20 protein-coding genes, 2 tRNA genes and 2 rRNA genes are annotated in these 21,638 nt (G+C 44.3%); 11 read left to right on the top strand and 13 right to left on the bottom strand.

Annotation, left to right across the window (positions count from 1 at the left end; all coding sequences use genetic code 11):
- Positions 1–245: 245 nt before the first annotated feature.
- The 3 genes from AKG33_RS05260 (at position 246) to AKG33_RS05250 (ending at position 3,670) form a co-directional block, all read left to right on the top strand.
- A 23S ribosomal RNA gene (locus AKG33_RS05260) occupies positions 246–3,094 on the top strand.
- Between the two features lie 77 nt (positions 3,095–3,171).
- Positions 3,172–3,287: ribosomal RNA gene (gene rrf, locus AKG33_RS05255) — 5S ribosomal RNA — on the top strand.
- 98 nt (positions 3,288–3,385) lie between these two features.
- The gene (locus tag AKG33_RS05250; protein WP_012031203.1) at positions 3,386–3,670 is read left to right on the top strand and encodes a ComEA family DNA-binding protein; all 285 of its coding nucleotides are present in this window, start codon (positions 3,386–3,388) and stop codon (positions 3,668–3,670) included.
- 50 nt (positions 3,671–3,720) lie between these two features.
- Here AKG33_RS05250 and AKG33_RS05245 read toward each other — a convergent pair whose 3' ends face one another.
- From AKG33_RS05245 to AKG33_RS05235, 3 genes are read right to left on the bottom strand one after another with little or no spacing between them, the layout of a single operon-like run.
- Positions 3,721–4,419, bottom strand: a complete 699-nt coding sequence (locus AKG33_RS05245) for an ABC transporter ATP-binding protein (RefSeq protein WP_012031530.1) — start codon at positions 4,417–4,419, stop codon at positions 3,721–3,723.
- Positions 4,412–5,659: a lipoprotein-releasing ABC transporter permease subunit gene (locus AKG33_RS05240; RefSeq protein WP_012031529.1), complete on the bottom strand. Its 1,248-nt coding sequence runs from the start codon at positions 5,657–5,659 to the stop codon at positions 4,412–4,414. Before AKG33_RS05240 ends, AKG33_RS05245 begins: the two co-directional genes overlap by 8 nt.
- Positions 5,660–5,699: 40 nt before the next feature.
- Positions 5,700–6,116, bottom strand: coding sequence for a rhodanese-like domain-containing protein (locus tag AKG33_RS05235; protein ID WP_041729634.1), 417 nt, complete (start codon positions 6,114–6,116; stop codon positions 5,700–5,702).
- 176 nt (positions 6,117–6,292) lie between these two features.
- On the opposite strand from AKG33_RS05235, the gene AKG33_RS05230 reads away from it, so the two are divergent.
- The 7 genes from AKG33_RS05230 (at position 6,293) to AKG33_RS05200 (ending at position 11,096) form a co-directional block, all read left to right on the top strand.
- A complete protein-coding gene (locus AKG33_RS05230) occupies positions 6,293–6,898 on the top strand; it encodes a LemA family protein (protein ID WP_012031527.1) in 606 nt (201 codons plus the stop codon).
- A gap of 16 nt (positions 6,899–6,914) precedes the next feature.
- Entirely contained in the window at positions 6,915–8,117 is a 1,203-nt protein-coding gene (locus AKG33_RS05225; protein WP_012031526.1) for a TPM domain-containing protein, read from the top strand.
- Entirely contained in the window at positions 8,110–8,610 is a 501-nt protein-coding gene (locus AKG33_RS05220; RefSeq protein ID WP_049752504.1) for a TPM domain-containing protein, read from the top strand. The genes AKG33_RS05225 and AKG33_RS05220 overlap by 8 nt, the downstream gene beginning before the upstream one ends.
- A 31-nt stretch (positions 8,611–8,641) precedes the next feature.
- Entirely contained in the window at positions 8,642–10,111 is a 1,470-nt protein-coding gene (gene zwf, locus AKG33_RS05215) for a glucose-6-phosphate dehydrogenase (protein WP_012031524.1), read from the top strand.
- On the top strand, positions 10,112–10,792 hold the full coding sequence (gene pgl, locus AKG33_RS05210; protein ID WP_012031523.1) for a 6-phosphogluconolactonase: 681 nt from the start codon (positions 10,112–10,114) through the stop codon (positions 10,790–10,792).
- 113 nt (positions 10,793–10,905) lie between these two features.
- Positions 10,906–10,980, top strand: a tRNA-Gly gene (locus AKG33_RS05205).
- A gap of 42 nt (positions 10,981–11,022) precedes the next feature.
- A tRNA-Cys gene (locus AKG33_RS05200) sits at positions 11,023–11,096 on the top strand.
- A gap of 445 nt (positions 11,097–11,541) precedes the next feature.
- On the opposite strand, the gene gshB is transcribed toward AKG33_RS05200, so the two are convergent.
- On the bottom strand, positions 11,542–12,489 hold the full coding sequence (gene gshB / locus AKG33_RS05195) for a glutathione synthase (protein ID WP_012031521.1): 948 nt from the start codon (positions 12,487–12,489) through the stop codon (positions 11,542–11,544).
- Positions 12,490–12,576: 87 nt separating this feature from the next.
- Here gshB and gshA point away from each other — a divergent pair, with 87 nt between their 5' ends.
- Positions 12,577–14,115 carry a glutamate--cysteine ligase gene (gene gshA, locus AKG33_RS05190; RefSeq protein ID WP_012031520.1) on the top strand — a complete coding sequence of 513 codons (1,539 nt, stop codon included), beginning with the start codon at positions 12,577–12,579 and terminating at the stop codon, positions 14,113–14,115.
- Between the two features lie 5 nt (positions 14,116–14,120).
- Here the strand turns inward: gshA and AKG33_RS05185 are convergent, their stop codons facing one another.
- The 9 genes from AKG33_RS05185 to fabD all read right to left on the bottom strand — a co-directional run bounded on the left by AKG33_RS05185 (position 14,121) and on the right by fabD (position 21,638).
- Positions 14,121–15,149, bottom strand: coding sequence for a TerC/Alx family metal homeostasis membrane protein (locus AKG33_RS05185; RefSeq protein WP_012031519.1), 1,029 nt, complete (start codon positions 15,147–15,149; stop codon positions 14,121–14,123).
- A 175-nt stretch (positions 15,150–15,324) separates the two neighbouring features.
- Complete coding sequence (locus AKG33_RS05180; protein WP_012031518.1) at positions 15,325–15,687, bottom strand: PilZ domain-containing protein; 363 nt, start codon at positions 15,685–15,687, stop codon at positions 15,325–15,327.
- Positions 15,684–16,634, bottom strand: coding sequence for a DNA polymerase III subunit delta' (locus AKG33_RS05175; protein ID WP_012031517.1), 951 nt, complete (start codon positions 16,632–16,634; stop codon positions 15,684–15,686). Before AKG33_RS05175 ends, AKG33_RS05180 begins: the two co-directional genes overlap by 4 nt.
- The gene (gene tmk / locus AKG33_RS05170; protein WP_012031516.1) at positions 16,631–17,242 is read right to left on the bottom strand and encodes a dTMP kinase; all 612 of its coding nucleotides are present in this window, start codon (positions 17,240–17,242) and stop codon (positions 16,631–16,633) included. The genes AKG33_RS05175 and tmk overlap by 4 nt, the downstream gene beginning before the upstream one ends.
- Positions 17,232–18,245, bottom strand: coding sequence for an endolytic transglycosylase MltG (gene mltG, locus AKG33_RS05165; protein WP_012031515.1), 1,014 nt, complete (start codon positions 18,243–18,245; stop codon positions 17,232–17,234). The genes tmk and mltG overlap by 11 nt, the downstream gene beginning before the upstream one ends.
- A complete protein-coding gene (gene fabF, locus AKG33_RS05160) occupies positions 18,242–19,507 on the bottom strand; it encodes a beta-ketoacyl-ACP synthase II (RefSeq protein WP_012031514.1) in 1,266 nt (421 codons plus the stop codon). The genes mltG and fabF overlap by 4 nt, the downstream gene beginning before the upstream one ends.
- Positions 19,508–19,671: 164 nt before the next feature.
- Positions 19,672–19,902: an acyl carrier protein gene (acpP, locus tag AKG33_RS05155; protein WP_012031513.1), complete on the bottom strand. Its 231-nt coding sequence runs from the start codon at positions 19,900–19,902 to the stop codon at positions 19,672–19,674.
- A 64-nt stretch (positions 19,903–19,966) separates the two neighbouring features.
- Entirely contained in the window at positions 19,967–20,701 is a 735-nt protein-coding gene (gene fabG, locus AKG33_RS05150; protein WP_012031512.1) for a 3-oxoacyl-ACP reductase FabG, read from the bottom strand.
- A gap of 4 nt (positions 20,702–20,705) precedes the next feature.
- A complete protein-coding gene (gene fabD, locus AKG33_RS05145) occupies positions 20,706–21,638 on the bottom strand; it encodes an ACP S-malonyltransferase (protein WP_012031511.1) in 933 nt (310 codons plus the stop codon).

Raw genomic sequence — 21,638 nt, 5'->3', positions numbered from 1 at the left:
GAAAATTGTGTTATCGGCGTTGGAAGTCGATGAGATAGTGTTCATTGGTTTGTTATCTTAAGGATAACGATCTTTAAAAACTGGGAAATTCAATTTAAATCAACTAAATTGAGAAAGCTGAGAAACAAACAAGCGTTGTTACTTATGTTTTCAAGAGAAACAGCGATCGCAAAAGATCTTGATAAGACGATGATGATCATCGAATAGATGGTTATAGTTGTTAAAGAGATAATTTGAGGTTGTATGATCAAGTGAATAAGTGCATACGGTGGATGCCTTGGCGACAACAGGCGAAGAAGGACGTGGAAATCTGCGAAAAGCTTGGATGAGCTGATAACAAGCGATTAATCCAAGATCTCCGAATGGGGCAACCCGACCTAAGGGTCATCTTTAATTGAATCAATAGATTAAAGAAGCGAACCGGGAGAACTGAAACATCTCAGTACCCCGAGGAAAAGAAATCAACCGAGATTCTGCAAGTAGCGGCGAGCGAACGCGGAGAAGCCATGAAGTTAATAGAGCCAGTAGAACTCGTTGGGAAACGAGACCGAAGAGGGTGAAAGTCCCGTATACGAAAGCGAAATTGATGAAATAGTAGGGCGGGACACGAGAAATCCTGTCTGAAGATGGGGGGACCATCCTCCAAGGCTAAATACTCGTTGTCGACCGATAGTGAACCAGTACCGTGAGGGAAAGGCGAAAAGAACCCTGGTGAAGGGAGTGAAATAGAACCTGAAACCGTATGCATACAAGCAGTCAGAGCTAGCGAAGGCTAGTGATGGCGTACCTTTTGTATAATGGGTCAGCGAGTTAGATATAGTGGCAAGGTTAAGCGAATAGTGAAGCCGAAGCGAAAGCGAGTCTGAAAAGGGCGCGAGTCGCTGTGTCTAGACCCGAAACCGGGCGATCTATCCATGAGCAGGTTGAAAGTTGAGTAACATCAACTGGAGGACCGAACCCACGTATGTTGAAAAATACGGGGATGACTTGTGGATAGGAGTGAAAGGCTAAACAAGCTCGGAGATAGCTGGTTCTCCCCGAAAACTATTGAGGTAGTGCCTTGTGAATTGACTTACGGGGGTAGAGCACTGTTTCGGCTAGGGGGTCATGCCGACCTACCAACCCGATGCAAACTACGAATACCGTAAAGTTGTATCACAGGAGACACACGGCGGGTGCTAACGTCCGTCGTGGAAAGGGAAACAACCCAGATCGCCAGCTAAGGTCCCGAAATGACAGTTAAGTGGGAAACGAAGTGGGAAGGCTAAAACAGCTAGGAGGTTGGCTTAGAAGCAGCCATCCTTTAAAGAAAGCGTAATAGCTCACTAGTCGAGTCGTCCTGCGCGGAAGATTTACCGGGGCTAAACTGTCTACCGAAGCTGCGAATTTACGTAAGTAAGTGGTAGGGGAGCGTTGTGTAAGCTGAAGAAGGTGTGTTGAGAAGCATGCTGGAGGTATCACAAGTGCGAATGCTGACATGAGTAACGATAATGCAGGTGAAAAACCTGCACACCGAAAACCCAAGGGTTCCTGCGCAACGTTAATCGGCGCAGGGTGAGTCGGATCCTAAGGCAAGGCAGAAATGCGTAGTCGATGGGAAGTAGGTTAATATTCCTACACCGAACAATATTGCGATGGGGGGACGGAGAAAGCTAGGTCATCACACTGTTGGAATAGTGTGTTTGCTGATTGAGGTAGGGTTCCTAGGAAAAACCGGGAGCTCAATACTGAAAGAAGTGACCAGTCTCTACGGAGATGAAGTGACTGATGCTCTGCTTCCAGGAAAAGCCTCTAAGCTTCAGATATTGTTTGCCCGTACCCTAAACCGACACAGGTGGGTGGGATGAGAATTCTAAGGTGCTTGAGAGAACTCGGGTAAAGGAACTCGGCAAAATGATACCGTAACTTCGGGAGAAGGTATGCCCTCGATGGTGAAAGCTGTTGAGGGTCGCAGAGAATAGACCGCTGCGACTGTTTATCAAAAACACAGCACTCTGCAAACACGTAAGTGGACGTATAGGGTGTGACGCCTGCCCGGTGCCGGAAGGTTAATTGATGGGGTGCAAGCTCCTGATCGAAGCCCCGGTAAACGGCGGCCGTAACTATAACGGTCCTAAGGTAGCGAAATTCCTTGTCGGGTAAGTTCCGACCTGCACGAATGGCGTAACGATGGCGGTGCTGTCTCTACCCGAGACTCAGTGAAGTTGAAATCGCTGTGAAGATGCAGTGTACCCGCGGCTAGACGGAAAGACCCCGTGAACCTTCACTACAGCTTGACACTGAACATTGAAATACGTTGTATAGGATAGGTGGGAGGCTATGAAACAGAGACGCTAGTTTCTGTGGAGCCGACCTTGAAATACCACCCTGCTTATTTTAATGTTCTAACGAGACCCTCTGAATCGAGGGTTCAGACAGTGTCTGGTGGGTAGTTTGACTGGGGCGGTCTCCTCCTAAAGAGTAACGGAGGAGTGCAAAGGTGGGCTCGGTACGGTCGGAAATCGTACCAAGAGTGCAAAGGCAGAAGCCCGCTTAACTGTGAGACAGACAAGTCGAACAGATACGAAAGTAGGTCTTAGTGATCCGGTGGTTCTGTATGGAAGGGCCATCGCTCAACGGATAAAAGGTACTCCGGGGATAACAGGCTGATTCCGCCCAAGAGTCCATATCGACGGCGGAGTTTGGCACCTCGATGTCGGCTCATCACATCCTGGGGCTGTAGCAGGTCCCAAGGGTATGGCTGTTCGCCATTTAAAGTGGTACGCGAGCTGGGTTCAGAACGTCGTGAGACAGTTCGGTCCCTATCTGCCGTGGGCGTTGGAGATTTGAAGGAAGCTGTTCTTAGTACGAGAGGACCGGGATGGACGAACCTCTGGTGTACCAGTTGTGATGCCAATTGCATTGCTGGGTAGCTATGTTCGGAAGGGATAACCGCTGAAAGCATCTAAGTGGGAAGCCCCTCCTAAGATAAGATCTCCCTAGAGCTTTAAGCTCTCTAAAGATCCGTTGTAGACGACGACGTTGATAGGCTCCATGTGGAAGCGTAGTAATATGCGTAGCTAAGGAGTACTAATTGATCGTGAGACTTGATCATACAACGCTCAAGTTATTTTTTAGCAAGATTTATTGTTGATGAGGTTGCATTGTAACCTAATTGAATAGACCGGTTTTCCTGATACCCATAGAGCTGTGGTACCACCTGAATCCATGCCGAACTCAGAAGTGAAACGCAGCATCGCCGATGGTAGTGTGAGGTCTCCTCATGTGAGAGTAGGACAGTATCAGGTTTTTTTAGCAAAGCCCCTGCAAACGCAGGGGCTTTTTTATTGCCTTTTTAGTTTTATTTGCTACGATGACTCCTCGATTGAATCAATAAGGAGTCATAATGCGTTTAAAAACCCTATTATTAACTTTATTATTTATCTTATCGCATGCTGTGCTCGCTAAAATTAACCTCAACACTGCAACCGTTGAGGAATTAGTACTATTAAAAGGTATTGGGACGGTTAAAGCTCAAGCCATCGTTGATTATCGTAAAGAACACGGCGACTTCACCAGCTTAGAACAATTGAGTTCCGTTAAAGGTATTGGAAAAGCTTTATTAGCAAAAATTACTCCACATCTAACGTTAGATGAACCCACCAATCTCTCCGATATCCCTGCTAAATAACACTACACAAATTAAAACCGCCCCATCGGGCGGTTTCCTTTAGGACTTTTTTATGCCTGTACTAAATATCCTTGTTTTAAATAAAAACAATTATCCATTTGCGCAGCTAAATGCGTGTCATGAGTGACAATAATCATTGCTCCTTGTTGTTGCGTGATCAATTCGCGCATCAGTTGAAATGCCGCTATCGCATTATCATGATCTAAATTGCCCGTTGGCTCATCAGCGAGTAAACAGTTAGGGCGATGCACCAAAGCCCGCGCAATCGCTGCGCGTTGCCGCTCGCCGCCAGAAAGTTCTGACGGTTTATGCGTTAAACGTTCTCCTAAACCAACTTGCTCTAATAAAATTTTTGCCTCATTCATCGCGACGTTATCATCAACTCCGCGAATTTTAAGCGGCATTGCAACATTTTCTTGCGCGCTAAATTCTGCCAACAAATGATGAAACTGATAAACAAAACCCAAATGTTGATTGCGCAATTTGCTGCGGACATTATCGTTTACGTTGGAAAAATTCTGCCCACAAAGCTTAATAACGCCTTGTTGTGGCGTTTCCAAACCGCCTAAAAGATGCAACAAAGTTGATTTACCCGAACCGGAAGCGCCAACAATAGCAACACTTTCTCCAGCTTTTAACGTTAAAGAAACGTCCTGCAAAATTGTTAATGGCGCCGTATTTTTTTGTTGATAAGCAAAATGAAGATGATCGGCTTCTAATACAAAATTATCTGAATCGTTTTTATTCATGGGATAACGCTCTTGCGGGTTCTGTTTTTGCGGCAATTTGCGCCGGAATAACGGAAAAAAGTAAAGTTAAAATTAACGTGACAACGCTAACGCCGATAATCACCACCGGATCAATTTTAGCCGGTAACTCATTAATAAAATACATCTTTGCCGGCAATTCATATCCCGTCCACTCGCGTAATAAATTCATAACGTTGGGAACGTTTAACGAAAGAACAACGCCTAAAATCAGCCCGATCATCATACCGAGACCGCCAAACACCATTCCTTGCGTTAAAAAAATCTTCCGAATTTCGGCGCGCGTCATGCCCATTGTGCGCAATATTGCGATATCGCGTTGTTTTTCGGTCACCACCATATACATTGATGACAACAAACCAAAAGCTGCCACAATCACAATCAGACACAAAATAATAAACATGGCATGTTTTTCGGTCTGCACCGCGCTAAAGTAAGAAGATTGATCGCGCGACCAATCACTTGCAAAAATACCGTACGGCAAATGAGGTTGAATTTGATCGCGAATTAACGGCGCATGCATCGGATCATCAATGCGAATGTGATAACCGCTGATGCCGTCAGGTAGTTGCAACAATTTACTGGCATCAGCGATATGTATCCAAGCCATTTGATTATCAAATTGATAATGTCCGCTGCTAAACGTGCCCAGTAACGTAAAACGTTTTAACCGCGGCAACAAGCCCGCCGCAGAAGCAGTGACTTGCGGAACGATGACCGTAATTTTATCGCCCAAATGTGCATCGAGCACTTCCGCCATGCCTTTTCCTAAAATAATGCCGTACTCGCCGGCAACCAACCGCGCGCGCGTTGCTTCATCGAGTTGGGCAAAAGTACTGGAAACTTTATCTTCTTTAGTTGGATCAATTCCTTGTAAAACAACGCCTTGAAAACTTTGCCCGTCACCGATTAATCCTTGCCCTTGAATATACGGCGCCCACGCGTGAATTTTTGTAATCGGGCTTAAATAGGGTTTCGGGTCAAAATCCAAAGGAACCATGCGATCATCGCTATAACTTCGCAAAGAAACCTGCGCCGTCATCGACAACATTTTATCGCGCACTTGCACCATAACGCCGTTCATCACCGACAGCACCACAATTAACGCCGCAATTCCGATGGCAATGCCCACAATAGCGAGAATAGCGTTTAATCCAACAAACTGGCTACCCCGTCTGGCGTAGCTATAACGAAATCCAATTTTATGTGCAAGAATATTCATAACCAACTCAAATAATTCATATTTTTACTTTATGCGCACTTTAAACAATCGGCAGATTTTCTTCACGCCAGCCCATCATGCCCGCGTCTAAAAAATAAACGTGTTGCGCGCCTTGTTCGATTAAAAGCTGCGCTTGTTTTCTTGCCGACAATCCCGTTGCGCAATACAAAACAAAAATATCTTGTTGATTAATAGGATTATTTTGTAAATATTCTTGAAATTTATCCATTGGGACATTTTTCGCGTTAGCAATATGCCCGCGTTTAAATTCTTCAACCGTGCGCGTATCAATCAAAATGGCGCCGTCGTTAATCAATTGAGTAGCCAGTAAATTAGAAACCGCTTTTCCGGATTTTTTCCGCTGCAAAATTTCACAAATAATAATAGCAATAATGACTATCGTCAGTAAAAAAACTAAAAACCAGTTTGCCTGAATAAATTGCGTTAAAGTCATCATTTTTTCCTTAAAAAAGGGGAATTATACGGGTTCCGGCGAAAATCGGGAAATGCTTTTGCTGCCCCATTTGGGACGACTTGATGAAGCGGTGATTTTGCCGGTGTGCGGTAAGAATTTATAAGGGATTAGTGTTAACATGCCGGCAAATTTCCCCTTCCTTTGCTTGGAGCATAAAAATGAACGAATCCGCCAAAACATTTCATAAAATTTATCACTACTTCTTCATCATTTTTTTCTCAATCGCTTTATCCGGCTGCGGATATAACGCATTGCAAGCGCTTGATGAAGCAATCAATGCGCGTTGGTCAGACGTGGTCAATCAATATCAACGGCGGGCGGATTTAGTGCCCAATTTGGTTGCCGTTGCTAAACAATATGCCGAACATGAAGAAGATGTTTTGGTAAAAGTAACGCAAGCGCGCAGCAAAGTAGGCGCGGTTAATATTGCCGCCGATCAATTAACGCCGGAACGGTTCAATCAATTTCAACAAGCTCAAGGCGAACTTTCACAAGCGTTATCGCGGTTAATCGCCGTATCAGAACAATATCCCGATTTAAAATCTAATCAACATTTTAGCGATTTGATGACGCAACTCGAAGGCACGGAAAACCGCATCACCGTTGCGCGGACGCGTTACATCAAAGCCGTGCAAGAATACAACATCAAAGTGCGCCAATTTCCAAGCAATGTGACGGCGAAAATTTTTGGCTTAAGCGTCAAACCGAATTTTAGCGTTGAAAATGAAACGGCAATTTCAACCGCGCCCAAAGTGGAGTTTTAAATGAAGGGGAAATGAAATGAAACGCTATCATTTTGTTTGTCTGCTGTTTTTTTTATTCTTTTGGTTGCCGCTGAGCTTTGCAATTCCCGTTGAAAAATTGACGTTTAATGAACCCGTCATTGATCAGGCGCAAATGCTTTCTAACGAGGAACGAACGGATTTAAATGCCAAATTTTGGCATTATCGCCGCAAAAATTTAATGCAGGCGGCAGTTGTTTTGGTGGATAACACTGAAGGAGAGGGCGTTTTTAATTATGGCATGGAGATTTTTGACCGCTGGAAACTTGGCGATAAAGATCGCGATCACGGTTTGCTCTTGCTGATTGCGCGCGATGAGCAGCGTTATCATTTATTCACCGGAAAAGGTTTGGAAGGCGTGTTGCCGGATATTACCGTAAAAAGAATTTTAAATAAGTATCTTAAACCCGAATTTGAAAAAGGCGATTTTGCCGTGGGGATTGCTCGTACTTTTATGGCAATTGAAAATAAACTGCTTACTATTACTGATGATGAAATTCGGGCAAACATTCAATATGGCATCGAAAAAGAACAGCAATCCAAAAACAAAGAAAAAGAAGACAATAGCATCAGAAGAAATTTACAGCATATTTTTTTACCTCTGTTCTTATTTACTGCTTTTCTCTTTACTCGGTTTTTTCGTGGGATTTTCTCATTGTTCCCGAAAGATGCACAGCAAGAGACCATGACTTTTTATGTAGCGTTTCCTTTTTTATTGCTTTTGATGGGGCTGTATTCTCTTACTGATTTACCTTTTTTCGTTTGTTTGGTTATCTCTTTGATTATTTTTAATATTTCTTATAATCGAGTTAGGAAAAACCGCGAAATGAATCCAAATGATAACGACTTGTATCTCATAACTATAATTTTTCTAGTTGTGCATGGTCTTATGGGTATTCCTTTTTGGAATTGTGTTTTTGTGTGGGCGCTTCTTTTTATCTATATTTGGATTCCTTTTATTCGAGAAAAAAGAAACCACAGAACGAAAACAGAAGAAGATGACGATAACGCCATCATCGTTTTTGGTCATGGGAGAGATGATTCTAACGGTTTTTCGTTTGGGCGCGGTGATTTTGGTGGTTTTGGTGGCGACGGTTATGACGGCGGCGGTGGCGATTCTGCAGGTGGCGGCGCCGGCGGTGGTTGGGGCGATTCTGACGGAGACTCTGGTGGTGGCGATGGAGGAGGCGGTGGTGACTGATTCCGTGCAGCATAATGGTCAGTATTTAACCACTATCCCGTTTCAATCTGCTTGGCTGACGGCGGATAATCTCACTGGATTAAAAAAAGCCGTGCGCGTGGGGGAGACGGGTCATAGCGGTGAAATACGCGTGGTTATCGAGCGTTCATTACCATTTATGAATGCGTGGCGGCAAACCGCTCGTGAGCGCGCATATGAAATTTTTGCGCATTTTCGCGTGTGGGATACGCAAAATCGCAGCGGTGTTTTAATTTATTTGAATTTAGCGGAGCATCGTTTGGAAATTGTTGCCGATTCTGGCATCGATGGCGTCGTGGGCGCGGAAAAATGGCAACAATTAGCCGATGAAGCCGTGAAAAAATTATATGAACAACAGTATGTTGAAGCGCTGGAGCGCTTGATTTTTAACGTTGCCGAATTGCTGCGCCGTTACTACGGTTATCCAAACGATCGCGCCGGAAACGAATTAGAAGACGCCATCGTCGTCATTTAATATGAACCATAACGAATTTTAGGATTAAAAAATGAGTTGTTCACAAGAACCTTTTGATTTATTGATTTTTGGCGGCACCGGCGATTTAGCCATGCGCAAATTATTACCTTCTTTATTTCAAGCGCATCATGCCGGCGCGTTGCATGAAAATGGTCACATTTGGGGGATTTCGCGGCGGGCGTTGAGTTGCGAAGATTACCGTTCTTTGGTGAAGAAAAATCTGCAAATATTTGTTCCCGAAATTGCGGCGTTGCCGGAAGCGGCGATTCATTCTTTTTTGCAACGTTTAAATTTTATTTCATGCGATGCTTTTCAGCAGGAAGATTTCCGATTACTCGCTGATGCGATTCATTTTTCGCCGGAAAAAGTCTTAATTGCTTATTTGGCGACTTCACCGCATATTTTCGAGCACATTTGCTTAAATTTAGCGGCGGTGGGACTCAATCATCAGCGCGCGCGCATTGTTTTAGAAAAACCTTTGGGCGTAGATTTGGCGTCAAATCAGGCGATTAATCAATCGGTTGCGAAGTTTTTTGATGAATCGCAAATTTATCGCATTGATCATTATCAAGGTAAAGAATCGGTGCAAAATTTGCTGATGATGCGTTTTGCCAACGTTTTGTTTGAACCGCAATGGCGGCGTGAATGGATTGATCATGTGCAAATTACGATTGCCGAAAGTGTTGGCGTTGGCGCGCGTGGTGCGTTTTATGATGATATCGGCGCGTTGCGCGATATGGTGCAAAACCATTTATTGCAATTGTTATGCATGATTGCGATGGAACCGCCGGCTTCTTTGTCGCCGCTCGCCGTGCGTAATGAAAAATTAAAAGTATTGCAAGCGCTAAAACCGTTTACCGCCGAAAGTGTTGCCACAGATGTGGTGCGCGGACAATATGCCGGCGGCGTTATCGACGGCGAAGCGGTATGTGGTTTTCATGAAGAATTGGATATTGCCAAACACAGTCAAACGGAAACATTTGTGGCGCTGCGCACGGAAATTCAAAATTGGCGTTGGGCGGGCGTGCCTTTTTTTCTGCGGACGGGAAAACGTATGGCAAAACGTTCCGCGGCAATTGTAATTCAATTTCGTAATGTGCCGCATCATTTATATCCGAATTCTGTGCATAAAATGAGCGGTAATCGTTTGGTGATTCATTTGCAGCCGGAAGATAGCGTGCGGCTTCATTTATATGCGAAATGCCCTGGAAATACGGTGACGCTCAAACCCGTTTCTTTGGATTTGGATTTTGATCGGCATTTTAATGAGCGCCGCGCTGATGCGTATGAACGGTTGTTATTGGACGTGATTCAAGGCGATCAAACGTTATTCGTGCGCCGCGATGAGCAGGAAGAAGCTTGGCGCTGGGTGGCGCCGATTATTGAGGCGTGGGAAAAAGATCCGTTACCGCCAAAATCTTATGCTGCGGGTTCTTGGGGGCCTGATGCTGCTGATGAATTGTTGGCGCGCGATGGTTTACGTTGGTATGGAGAGGAATAAATGGCGGCAGTAGTTCATGATTTTTCTACGGCAGACGAACGCGCGCAAAGTTTAGCACTGGCAATTGCCGCTGATTTGCGGCAATTGTTGCAGCAAAAAGAGCGGGTAGTTTTAGCCGTTTCTGGCGGTTCGACGCCAAAGCAGATGTTTCGCGCGCTTTCCGAGCAAGTACTTGATTGGGAGCGGGTGATTTTGATGTTGGTTGATGAACGCTGTGTGCCGTGTACTCATGAAGCGAGTAATTTTGCGCTGATGCGGCGTTATTTGCATCAAAATCAGGCAGCAGCGGCAAATGTTGTGCATTATCTTGATGAGCAACATTTGCAGGATTTGCCGTTATTAGAAGTGCATGCCGCGCATCATTTTTTAGTGCCCGATATCGTGGTTTTAGGAATGGGAACCGATGGACACACCGCCTCTCTTTTTCCCGATAGTGCGCAATTTGCAAATGCGATGAGTGAAACGGCAAAAATCGTTGCGCTGATTCCAGTGGCGGCACCTCATTGGCGATTAACTTTAACTTTTGGCGCTATTATTCAAGCCTGGCAGATTTATGTTGAATTGTCAGGTTTAGAAAAACGGGCGTTATTGGAAAATATTCTTTCAAAGCAAATGGCAGAATTACCGATGGCGTGCGTTTTGCAGCATCATCAAGTAAACGCGCAAGTTTATCTTTCTTAAATTGGTAGTAATTAAAAATTTTTTAAAAACAATTTGTTGTTTAAAAAAAGCGGTTTTAATTTCAAGCATCGCTTGACTTAAATTTAAGGGAAGATATAATGCGCACCTCTCTTGCGGGAATAGCTCAGTGGTAGAGCACAACCTTGCCAAGGTTGGGGTCGCGAGTTCGAGCCTCGTTTCCCGCTCCAATTTTAAAAGCCGCAAACTTTCGCGGCTTTTTCCGCATTTATGGCTGGGTAGCAAAGTGGCTATGCAGCGGATTGCAAATCCGTGGACGCCGGTTCGATTCCGACCCCAGCCTCCATTTTTTTCTCATTTCATTTTTATAATTTGTAGAACCAAACTTATAAGTTTTTGTGTTATCGCTGTTTGAAAAACGGTAACGATGTGTTCTGTTATTTATATAATTTTTAACTTCTGTAGCGCAAAAGCTCCGTTAACGGAAATGGGTGACTTTTTTCAAAAACGCGGATTTACAACGTAGAAAAACAAAGATGTTTGTAGAAATGATCAATTTATCCGCGTAATTCATAATCGCGGCGAGAAAATAAATTTGGTTCACGGTTTCTATTTCCATGATTAAGAAAAAATTTTAATTTTAAACGGAAACATTTTCACCAAAATAATCTGCATTTCATAGAAAAACAAAGCGTTGCAAAACAAAAGAGCAAGAATAAAATCTTGCTCTTAATCAATATTTGCAGCAGCAAATTGTTTCGCGTGGCATTTTTGATTTTGCTTTACCGCAATTATTCGTTCATTTTTTGCGCCAAAGTTTCCCAAAATGTATCGGCAATTGGTTGACCGGTTGCATTTTCAATTTCGCGCAATCCCGTTGGACTGGTAACGTTAATTTCCGTGATATAACCGCCGATAACATCGAGCCCAACCAAATGCAATCCTTCGCGTTTAATCAAAGGTTTGACTTGTTCGACCAACCAATATTCGCGTTCATTGAGCGCTTGAACAATGCCGTGACCGCCGGCGGCGAGATTGGCGCGAAATTCGCCTTCTTTAGGCAGGCGCACCAAACCATGATCCACGGCTTCACCGTTAACAATTAAAATGCGCTTATCGCCTTCAGAAATATTGGGCAAAAATTTTTGCACCATCAAGGTTTCTTGCTCGTCTGGATTCATCACGTCTAAAATCGCATGAAGATTTTTGTCGCCCAAACTTAATTTAAAAATGCCGCGCCCGCCCATTTTGTCTAACGGTTTTAATACGATTTCTTTATGTTCGCGCAGAAAATCAAGAATATCTTCACGCGATTTACTGATCAAAGTGGGTGGCGTGCATTGCGGAATTTGGGCAATTACAAACTTTTCATTGATATTGCGCAACGCATTTGGTGGATTAATCACCATCACGCCTTGCGCTGCTAATAAGTTCAACATGTAACTGTCATAAATATAATTCAAATTAAATGGCGGATCTTTGCGCTGCAAAATCACGTCGGCGTGAATTAAATCAATATCTTCTTCATTGAGCACTTGATAATAATCTTCATCGCGATCCGTTAAGCGCACGGTTTGCACATAAGCGCGTACTTTGCCGTCGCGTACATACCAATCTTTTTGGGTAAAAATCATGATTTGCATCTGTCGTCTTTGCGCGGCGAGCATTAATGCAAAAGTCGTATCTTTATAGGCTTTGATGTGATTAATATCGTCCATCAGAACGGCTAAAGTTTGCATAAAAAATCCCCATTTTTTCTATTTATATTGACATTAATCATAACGAAGAATGCGTTATGATGGGGAACTTCTTAATAGGATTTGATTATGACTCTCAACACATTTCCTCTTGCCGGCGGCTTAATTGGCGTTGAACGAGAAACTTTGCGTACTACAGCGGACGCTCGATTAGCGAGCACGCGTCACCCAGAAATATTAGGCAATGTTTACACCCACCCTAATATCACCATTGATTACAGCGAAGCATTATTGGAATTTGTTACCGATGCGCACCCGAGCGTACAAAAAACCTATCAACAATTGCTTCATTTGCATCAATACACCGCGCAACATCTTCAACAAGAACAATTATGGTCGGTCAGCATGCCGTGCCGTTTGCCAGAAAATCCCGAACATATTGAAATCGGTTATTTTGGCTCCAGTAACGGCGGCAAAAAAAGCCGTTTATATCGTGTTGGATTAGCTTATCGTTACGGGCGCGCGATGCAAATGATTGCCGGCGTGCATTTTAATTATTCGCCGCCGGCGGCTTTGTGGCAGGCTTTAGCTGATGCCTGCGGCGTTGCGTTGAGCGTTGATTGGCAAAATGAACGTTATATGGGCATGTTGCGCAATATTCAGCGGCATGGTTGGTTGATTTGCCACCTTTTTGGTGCCTCTTCTGCCACCGATATCAGTTTTCAGCCGGCGCAAAACATTTTAACGCGACGACACGACCGCACGCTCAATTGGCAAAATGCAACGTCTTTGCGCATGAGCCAATTGGGTTATCAAAATAAAGTAGATTTTCATATCAGTTTCAATAATTTAAAAGATTATGTTCGCGATTTAAGCGCGGCAGTACTCACGCCGGCGCCGGTTTATGAATATTTGGGATTAAAAGATCCTGCGGGTCATTATCGGCAAATGAATACGAATATTTTGCAAATCGAAAACGAGTATTACAGCAGCGCGCGTCCCAAACAATCGATAAAAGAACATGAACAGCCGGCAGTAGCATTGAATCAGCGCGGTATTGCGTATATTGAATTGCGGTTATTGGATATTAATCCGTACGACGCGGCGGGCGTGAGCGTGGCGCAAATGCGGTTTTTGGAATGTTTTTTATTGTGGTGTTTGCTGCACGATGCGCCATATTTTACAACCGCTGACTATAACGAAGCTAACCATAATCGGCTGCGGACGGCGTGTTGTGGTTTATCGCCGGCATTTACTTTATTTAATAACAAACGCCAAATTACCGCGCGCGGTTGGGCGGCAGAAATACTCGATCAATTGTTACCGATTGCGGAAAATCTCGATAAAAACAGCGGCACAACGGCTTATCAACAAGCCGTACAAACGCAAATTCAAGCCAATCGCGGCGAAATTTTGCGTTTGCCGGAACGTGTGCAAGAAGATTTAGCGCAACAAGAATTTATCGATTGGGCATTATCGTTACAAAATCAGCATCGCGCGATTTTGCAAACGCCGTTGCCTGAAATCGTTGCCCAACAATTAACACAACAAAGTGAACAATCGCGGCAACGGTTTTTAGAACTCGAAGCGCAGGCAGCGCATGAAATGCCTTTTGAGCAATATTTAGCGCAATATTACGCCGCTTTAAACCAATTATTGAGCGCGTAACGGGATTATTTTGTTGCCTCTTTTTTGGGAAAAACAAAGGAGGCAACCACGCCCAGCGCCAAACTGATCAAAACGACGAATAATGAAGCGGTCGGCGAAATGTCGTAGTCGTGGTGAAAAATATGTTGGCTGGCGGAAAGCGCGAGTTTGAATGCGACGAAAAAGAGTAAAAAAATCACCGCTTTTTCTAAATGCACTAAATCGTTTTTCAACGCTTCTAACACGAAATACATCGAACGCAATCCCAAAATAGCAAACATCATGGCGCTGTAGACGATGAGTGGTTCTTGAGAAACGGCAATCACCGCGGGCACGCTGTCAAAAGCAAACATCACGTCCGATAATTCAATCACGGCTAAGCACAAAAATAACGGCGTAGCAGTCCAAAGATTGTTTGAAGCATGAAGCGACGGTTCAACGGAACCATCAGGCGCGTTTGCCTGTGCTAACGCTAATTTTTCGCGGTTGAGGAAAAAATAATGTCCGTACAATCTGGGCCAAACGGGGAAAAAGCGATGTACCCAACGATAAGCGAGATGTTGGGAATAATCTTCATCGGCGTTATCTGCATCGCGATTTTTTAACATCATGACCGCCGTCCACGCCACAATTAATGCAAAAAGTACTTCCACATAAGCGCCGAGCGCGAGTAATCCCGTACCAATGGCAACGAAAATCATGCGGAAAATAATGGCGCCGATAATGCCCCAATATAAAACGCGGTGCCGATATTGTTCGGGCACTTTAAACCACGCAAAAATTGCCATCATCACAAACAAATTATCTACGGATAACACTTTTTCCAGTGCATAGCCCGTAAAAAATAGGCTTGCAGTATTTTTGCCGTGATGCCACCACAAATAAAGTCCAAAAATGATGGAAATGAAAATCCAAAAAAGCGTCCACAACGTCGCGCTTTTCAATGACATTGCTTTATCTTGTCGATGCGCAAAAAGATCAATTAAAATCGCACCCAGCGATAAAAGCGCAAAAATCACTACCGTTTCAACGGGAAAGCCGTGTAATTCATTCATATAATTTCTTCTTGAGATTTTAGGACGGCAGAGCATACCTCAACGAGGCTTAATTGACGAATTAAAGATATAAAAAACATCATATTCTGCCGCAAATTATGAAAAAGAGCGTTTGATTGAGTTTTTCCACGGCAAATGATTTGTCGATTGCGTAACCATTTGTCGTGGAAGATTTTTATAAAGTGGCAGAAGGCAGACCAGTGGTCAACATTTTGCCTAATCCGGTTTCAATGGTTTCTCGAATTTTTTCCACTTCTCGTCCGCGGATTTGAATGCCGATGCCGGGAACGCGTTTAACGGCTTTTTTCGGCGGATTTAACCACACGATTCTCCCCGGTGCGGCAAATTTTCCCATATTTTCCGGAAGCGTAATTAAAACAAACACTTCTTGTTCAATTTTATAGGTTTCTTCGGTTGCAAAAAATAAACCGCAGCCGTCCACAAAAGGCATAAAAGCCTGATAAAGTTCGCGCGTATCACTGATAGTAAGGCGAATAACGCCTTTTTTGAGTTTAGATTGCGGTAGGCTATCGCTCATAATGATTTCATCCGTAAGTTAAAAAGTTCTAAAAGAAAAATTTTAGCATTTAAAACGAGATTGAGTTGTCGTTGATTGGGGCGCCGCAGCTGACATAATTTTGCATAAACACGATGCATATTGGCTAAATCCGCTGGTTTTAAACGCTCCGCCAGCCGTAAATTGTGCCAATCCGGCGGCACGATGTCTAGCTGCTTAATGGTAATGAGTTGTTCAAGATGCACGGTTAACACGTCGACAATGTGTTCTGCCGGTATTTTTTCCAGCACTTCCAAAAGCGCGCAATATTCCTGCGGGTAAGCAAAAAAATCCGCCAAAAGCGTTAACAGTTCAAAAGGGCGGAAGGATTCATTTTTCAAATACTGCGCGGCACGATAGGGATCGTGATGACTATAACGCAGCGCTGCGGTTGCCGCTTTTTCTGAAAAACCTTGTTCCTGTAACCATGCCAAAGCGTCTTCAAAACGCGGTTTAACCAAAGAAATACAATGGGCGCGGCTGATGATGGTCGCTTTGACGGCGTGACGATTGCGCGCGCTTAAAATAAATAAACTATGCGGACTGGGTTCTTCTAACGTTTTCAGCAACGTATTTAAAGCTTCTTCTGAATAATCATCGATTTGCCCCAAAAAAACTACGCGCCGCGCGGAAAGCGCAGGCGTCATCGTTGTTTTGGTAATTAACGCGCGAATTTCTTCAATTTTAATCGGTTGTGGATAAAAAAACGCATCTGGGTGCGTACCGCGTTCAATCAAATGACACGATTGGCAATCATGGCAGGCAATGCCTTGATGAGCATGAAAACACAAAACCGCCGCGGCAAATAATTGTGCGGTAAAAAAAGCATTTTGTTGTTGCGGATCGATGAATAATAAACAATGCGGCGGTTGTTTGGTGTATAAATTCAATCGATTATGAGCAAGATTAATCCAATCGGGCGCAGTCATAATAAAAGCTCGAGATGATGGCGGATTTGTTGAAAAACGCTGTTTTGATCGCCAGAAGCATCAATAAAACGGGCGTGCGGCAGCTGCGCGCGCGCGTGATAACCTTGAGCAACGCGCGCAAAAAATGCTCGATTTTCCAACTCGATACGATCGTGATCGTGGGCTCGATTGTGTACACGTTCCGCCGCTATGTGTTCCGGTAAACATAAAATACACGCCAAATCAGGTTGAAAAGAAGCTTGAATGATTTGTTCTAATGTTTTGATAATTTTGAGATCAATGCCGCGTCCATAACCTTGATAGGCGTATGTTGCATCATTAAATCGATCGCTGATTACCCATGTTCCTGCCGCTAAATGAGGCAAAATCACCGTTTGCAGATGTTCGTGGCGCGCGGCAAGAATGAGTAATAATTCCGTCAGCGCTTGCGGTTGATAGTGCGGCGACAAAACAAGCTCGCGAATGGCTTCACCGATTTGGGTGCCGCCGGGTTCGCGCGTGGTTATCACCGTTTTTCCGTGCTGTTGTAAAAAGGAACAAATCGCTTGAATTTGGCTGGATTTACCGCTGCCTTCCGTTCCGTCTAAACAAATGAATTTACCGCGCATGATTTTGACTTCGACGATAACGTTGCACGGCTTTTAAATGCGCTTCATAAGTTGCGGAAAAAATATGACCGCCTTTGCCGTCGGCGACAAAATATAAAGCATCGCCTTCATCAGGGTGCAGCGCGGCATAAATAGAAGCTTCGCTGGGCATGGCAATTGGCGTTGGCGGTAATCCTAAACGGGTGTACGTGTTATAAGGCGTATCTTTTTGTAAATCCTGCCGTGTAATCGTGCCTTGATAATGATTCATGCCGTAAATCACGCTGGGATCGGTTTGCAGGCGCATCTTTTTTTGCAAACGGCGCACAAATACACCGGCAACTTGCGCGCGTTCATCGGCGACGCCGGTTTCTTTTTCAATGATGGACGCCAAAATCAAAGCTTCATAAGGCGTTTTCAACGGTAGACGATCGTCGCGATCTTGCCAATGTTCTTGCAAAACAGCGCGCATATTTTGGTGCAAACGTTGCAACAATTCTTGATCGCTACTGTGGCGTGTATAGCGATAAGTATCCGGATAAAACCACCCTTCAGGATCGCCCTCAATGCCTAAAATCTGCGCGATTTCTTGGCGCGATTTTCCGTTTAAGGTATGCGTTAATTCCGGCGATTGTGCGAGCAAATGCATCATTTCGGCAAACGTTTTACCTTCTACCAAACGAAATTCAAAAACAATCACCCGACCGGCAACCATATCCGCTAATAAATCTAATACGGTGCTATTGGCATGAATGCGGTAATCACCGGCTTGGATTTTTTGTATTTCTGGGTGAAGTTTGGCATAAATTTTAACCGCCCAAGGATTGGGCAAATCATGTTTTTGCGCCAATTCGGCAGCAATCGTGCCTAACGTATCGCCGGCGCGAACGCTGATAATATCTTGTTCCGTAGGTTGCAGATGATGCGTGATACTGTGGTTATATTGTTGATATCCAAGCGAAACCACGGCAATGCCGGCAAACAAAATAAATAAAATCAACAACCGGAAAATTTTGGCAATCATGATGAAAACGTGCGGAAAATCAGGCTGCCGTTGGTTCCGCCAAAGCCGAAAGAATTACTCATCGCTACGGTTAATTTACGATCGCGCGCGACTTTCGGACAATAATCCAAATCGCAATCATCGCTTGGGTGTTCCAAATTAATAGTTGGCGGCACGATTTGATCGCGCAAAGCAAGCAGCGTGAAAATGGCTTCAATGCCGCCGGCGGCGCCTAAAGTGTGCCCCGTCATTGATTTTGTGCTGCTGATGACGGTTTTATAAGCAGCGTCACCAAAGGTATGTTTGATGGCTTGTGTTTCCGCTAAATCACCGATGGGGGTGGAAGTGCCGTGAGCGTTGATGTAGTCAACATCTTCTGGATTTAAATGGGCATCTTCTAAGGCTAAACGCATGCAGCGCGCGGCGCCTTTTCCTTGCGGGTGTGTGGCTGTGATGTGGTAAGCATCGCCGCTTAATCCGATGCCGATGATTTCGCCGTAAATTTTGGCATTGCGTGCGCGGGCGCTGGTCAATGATTCTAAAACAATAATGCCGGCACCGTCGCCTAATACGAAGCCATCGCGATCTTTATCCCACGGGCGTGATGCGGTTTCTGGAGAGTCGTTTCGGGTAGAAAGCGCTTTGGCGGCGGCGAATCCTGCAATGCCCATGCTGTTACCTGCCATTTCGGCGCCGCCTGCGATCATGACGTCGCAATCGCCGTATTGAATCATGCGGTAAGCTTGCGCAATGCAATGAGTGGCAGTCGCGCAGGCAGTAGCCGTGGCAAGGTTAGGACCTTTTAATCCGAAACGGATCGATAAATTGCCAGAAATCATGTTGATGATGTTACTGGGAACGTAAAAAGGTGAGACGCGACGGGCGCCGTTTTCTAAAAAATCTCGGTAACCGTCGAGCATGCCAGGCAAACCGCCGATGCCAGAACCAACGATAACGCCGCAGCGTTCGGCGCGCGCTTCATCGCTAAAATCTAAACCGCTATCCATGATGGCATCGATGCCGGCTGCCATTCCGTAATGAATGAAGCGATCCATTCTGCGGGCATCTTTGGGGGAAAAATATTTATCTGGTGAAAAATCGCTGATGGAGCCGCGAAATCGCACGGGAAGGTCGGAAGCGTCGTAATCAGTAATCGGCTTGATGCCGTGAATGCCGTTTTTAATATTATTCCATGCGCTGTCAATGCTATTACCAACGGGGCTAATAATGCCCATTCCAGTGACCACGACACGTTGTAATTCACGAGTGATAGTGCTGCTCATAAAAATTCCTATAACGATTAACGAGTTATAAAACGAAATGATGTTTCAAGAATTATTTTTAAGAAACGCGTTTAAAAGCGCGATAAGCATCAATATTAATAAAAAAGCCACAGTAGCCAAAAAAAGCAACCGTGGCTAGAAAAATCGCCCAAAGTAAACGAAACTTAGCGTGATTTTACAAAATCAATTGCAGATTGGACGGTTGTGATTTTTTCTGCTTCTTCATCAGGAATTTCGCAGTCAAATTCTTTTTCTAAAGTCATCACCAATTCCACCAAATCCAATGAGTCTGCGCCTAAATCATCGATAAAATGGGCATCAGCTTTCACTTGTCCTTCATCAACGTTTAATTGTTCCGCAATCACTTTGATCACACGTTCTTCAATATTACTCATGAATATATTCCTATGTTTTTAAAAACTCGGCATTATACCGAAGGTTGGTTAATTTCAATAGCGGTTAAATCATGTACATGCCGCCATTGACATGTAAAGTTTCTCCAGTGATATAGCTGGATTTTGCTAAAAATAATACGGCATCGGCAACTTCTTGTGCTTCACCAAATCTGCCCAACGGAATGGCATCTAACATTAATTTTTTTTGCGCTTCTGGGAGATTTTGAGTCATCGGCGTATTGATAAATCCAGGTGCGATATTATTTACCGTAATTCCGCGTGAACCGATTTCCCGCGCTAATGATTTGGCAAATCCGATGAGTCCGGCTTTGGAGGCGCCGTAATTAGTTTGCCCAGCATTACCCATCACGCCGACTACAGAAGCAATATTAATAATGCGACCGTAACGAGATTTCATCATATCTTTGACCACGGCTTTACTCATGCGGAAAATGCTGGTGAGATTCGTATTAATCACTTGCTCCCATTCTTCTTCTTTCATGCGAATGAGCAAATTATCTTTGGTGATGCCCGCGTTATTAACCAGCACGGAAATGCTGCCGTATTGAGCTTTGATTAAAGTCATCGCGCTTTCTACGGATTCGGGATCGGTTACGTCTAAAACAATGCCGCGCCCTTGATAACCATTTTGTTGCAGACGTTTTGTAATATCGGCGGCGCCTTCTTCTGAAATGGCGGTTCCGATGACTAAATAACCATTTGCTGCGAGAGTGTCAGTAATCGCGGTACCGATACCACCGTTGGCACCAGTAACCAATGCAATATGAAGTTCAATCATAGTGTTACCTCATGTGATCTTTAAGAGTATCTAAAGCGGCTGGGTGGTCAAAAGAGAGCGTTTTTAGATTGGGAACAATGCGTTTATTTAAACCGGTTAATACTTTTGCCGGCGCCATTTCGATAAAAGTATCAACGCCGCTGTCTACTAATTTTTTTATGCAACTTGTCCACAAAACGGGTTGATAAAGTTGCGCACCCAAAGCGCTGATAATTCCGTCGACCGTTTGGCGCGTTTGCCCGTCAACATTGTAGATGACTTGCGTTTTTTCGGGGAGTTTCCACTGAATTTGGTTTAAATAAAAACTTAATTCTGCCGCCGCCGCACGCATCAACGGGCAATGAGAAGGCACGCTAACGGGCAATAATACCGCGCGTTTTGCGCCCATTTCTTTGGCACGGGCAACGGCGAGTTCAACGGCATTCGTGCGTCCAGAAATAACGATTTGTTCGGACGTATTATAGTTTGCGGGATAAACGTCACCGGCAACTTCCATACAAATTTGCGCGACTTGTTTATCATTCAATCCAATAATTGCAGCCATTGCCGCTTCATCGCGCGGAATCGCATTTTGCATTAATGCGCCGCGTTTATTGACCAAACGAACGGCTTCTTCAAAACTCAAAGCGCCCGCCGCTAATAAAGCCGTATATTCTCCTAAAGAATGCCCTGCCATAAATGCCGCGTTTAAATTCGTTTCCTGTTTTAAAATTTCGTAACAGGCAAAACTGGCAGTAAGCAAAATGGGTTGAGTGTAAGCAGTTTGATTTAAACGCGCGTTAGTATCGTTTTGTGCAATATCCCATAAATCAATGCCAACAATATCACTAGCTTGATGAAAACGCGTTTTAACCAGTGGATAAAGTTCTGCAAAATCGCGCATCATGCCGACGGATTGAGAACCTTGTCCGGGAAAAAGAACCGCAATGCTGCCCAT

Origin of the sequence: Dichelobacter nodosus, from assembly GCF_001263335.1 — a bacterium.
Taxonomy (GTDB): domain Bacteria; phylum Pseudomonadota; class Gammaproteobacteria; order Cardiobacteriales; family Cardiobacteriaceae; genus Dichelobacter; species Dichelobacter nodosus.
Note: the sequence above shows the minus strand (reverse complement) of the source record. Positions and strands in the feature narration are given on the sequence as shown.

Coding starts and splice junctions, on each gene's coding strand:
- AKG33_RS05250 (WP_012031203.1), top strand. CDS start 3,386: ATGCGTTTAAAAACCCTATTATTAACTTTATTATTTATCTTATCGCAT.
- AKG33_RS05245 (WP_012031530.1), bottom strand. CDS start 4,419: ATGAATAAAAACGATTCAGATAATTTTGTATTAGAAGCCGATCATCTT.
- AKG33_RS05240 (WP_012031529.1), bottom strand. CDS start 5,659: ATGAATATTCTTGCACATAAAATTGGATTTCGTTATAGCTACGCCAGA.
- AKG33_RS05235 (WP_041729634.1), bottom strand. CDS start 6,116: ATGATGACTTTAACGCAATTTATTCAGGCAAACTGGTTTTTAGTTTTT.
- AKG33_RS05230 (WP_012031527.1), top strand. CDS start 6,293: ATGAACGAATCCGCCAAAACATTTCATAAAATTTATCACTACTTCTTC.
- AKG33_RS05225 (WP_012031526.1), top strand. CDS start 6,915: ATGAAACGCTATCATTTTGTTTGTCTGCTGTTTTTTTTATTCTTTTGG.
- zwf (WP_012031524.1), top strand. CDS start 8,642: ATGAGTTGTTCACAAGAACCTTTTGATTTATTGATTTTTGGCGGCACC.
- pgl (WP_012031523.1), top strand. CDS start 10,112: ATGGCGGCAGTAGTTCATGATTTTTCTACGGCAGACGAACGCGCGCAA.
- gshB (WP_012031521.1), bottom strand. CDS start 12,489: ATGCAAACTTTAGCCGTTCTGATGGACGATATTAATCACATCAAAGCC.
- gshA (WP_012031520.1), top strand. CDS start 12,577: ATGACTCTCAACACATTTCCTCTTGCCGGCGGCTTAATTGGCGTTGAA.
- AKG33_RS05185 (WP_012031519.1), bottom strand. CDS start 15,149: ATGAATGAATTACACGGCTTTCCCGTTGAAACGGTAGTGATTTTTGCG.
- AKG33_RS05180 (WP_012031518.1), bottom strand. CDS start 15,687: ATGAGCGATAGCCTACCGCAATCTAAACTCAAAAAAGGCGTTATTCGC.
- AKG33_RS05175 (WP_012031517.1), bottom strand. CDS start 16,634: ATGACTGCGCCCGATTGGATTAATCTTGCTCATAATCGATTGAATTTA.
- tmk (WP_012031516.1), bottom strand. CDS start 17,242: ATGCGCGGTAAATTCATTTGTTTAGACGGAACGGAAGGCAGCGGTAAA.
- mltG (WP_012031515.1), bottom strand. CDS start 18,245: ATGATTGCCAAAATTTTCCGGTTGTTGATTTTATTTATTTTGTTTGCC.
- fabF (WP_012031514.1), bottom strand. CDS start 19,507: ATGAGCAGCACTATCACTCGTGAATTACAACGTGTCGTGGTCACTGGA.
- acpP (WP_012031513.1), bottom strand. CDS start 19,902: ATGAGTAATATTGAAGAACGTGTGATCAAAGTGATTGCGGAACAATTA.
- fabG (WP_012031512.1), bottom strand. CDS start 20,701: ATGATTGAACTTCATATTGCATTGGTTACTGGTGCCAACGGTGGTATC.
- fabD (WP_012031511.1), bottom strand. CDS start 21,638: ATGGGCAGCATTGCGGTTCTTTTTCCCGGACAAGGTTCTCAATCCGTC.